1 protein-coding gene is annotated in these 1,256 nt (G+C 49.2%); it reads left to right on the top strand.

Annotation, left to right across the window (positions count from 1 at the left end; translation table 11 throughout):
* On the top strand, positions 1-1,014 hold a 1,014-nt coding region (locus D0T87_RS23620; RefSeq protein ID WP_163178622.1), incomplete at its 5' end, for a site-specific integrase.
* Between the last annotated feature and the right edge of the window lie 242 nt (positions 1,015-1,256).

The raw sequence follows: 1,256 nt of genomic DNA, 5'->3' as shown, positions 1-1,256 counted from the left end.
CGCTACCGTCTCAACGACCTGTTGTTGCTCTATCTGCGGCAGCACAGCGAGGGCACCTTACAGGGGTATACCGAAACGCTGTTTAAGCTATTGACCTCACGTGGACAATACCGTACCGCCCGTGCTTACCGCACGGTTACCCACGGCCTGCTCTCTTTTCATGGGGATACCCATCTCTCTTTAAAGCAGATCGATGCCCGCCTGATGAAAGACTTTGAGAGCCATCTGAAAAATAAAGGGTTGATGCTGAATACCATATCCTACTATATGCGCAACCTGCGGGCAATCTATAACAAAGCCGTACAGGAAAATCTGATTATCGCCCGCAAAGAAGAGGACCCATTTGCCGATGTATTTACCGGAGTGGTAAAAACAGTAAAGCGGGCACTTTCCATGGATGAAACCAGCCAGCTATTGAATGTTGATTTAGAGAAGCACCTGTGCGATGAACAGCCCGGTAGCAGTGAACACACCCAGTTAAAAAAACTGCAGGATGCCCAACGCTATTTCAACTTCTGTTTGTATGCGCGGGGAATGTGCTTCGTAGACCTGGCCTACCTGAAGAAATCGGATATCAAGGATGGCTGCATCCGGTATATGCGCAAGAAGACCGGCCAGCGGATTGAGGTGGAAATCGCCCCCGCGCTACAAACTATTATCGATAGCTTCGCCGATGAAACTTCGGATTCACCTTATGTCTTTCCCCTGATCCGCCATGCAGATAAACCCTCACTGGTTCAGTATGAAAGCGCCCTGCGCACCCAGAACAACCGATTGAAACGACTGGCGACTATGGCTGGGATTACTAAAACCCTAAGTACGCACGTAGCGCGGCACACCTGGGCTACCGTCGGGAAGCTTATCAACCTCTCTACAATGGTTCTTAGTGAATGTTTGGGCCATAGCTCGGAAAAGACGACGAGTATTTACCTGGGTACACTGGCGGGTTCCACCCTGGATGAGGCCAACGCGCGTGTTATCCAGGCCATCCAGAACCATAGGGTAAGGGTTTGATAGGGGCTTAAGCGGCCAAAAAGAGGGAAATAAAGCGTAAAAAAAAATGAACCTGGCAGAATCACCATTCTTCCGGGCAGGACGAGTCGTGTCCTTATGTCAGCTTTTGGTGCCCGGAAGGATGTGATTGCGATATAATTTCCCCGATAGTCACCGGATTTTGCCTGTCCGCTTTGTCTGTCCCCTTATAAAATGAAGAAAACCGGTAGAAATCCGGAAGAAATTTAGGAATATTTTCTTAC

The sequence above is a fragment of the Bacteroides sp. 51 genome, assembly GCF_010500965.1.
Taxonomy (GTDB): Bacteria; Bacteroidota; Bacteroidia; order Bacteroidales; family Bacteroidaceae; genus Bacteroides.
Note: the sequence above shows the minus strand (reverse complement) of the source record. Positions and strands in the feature narration are given on the sequence as shown.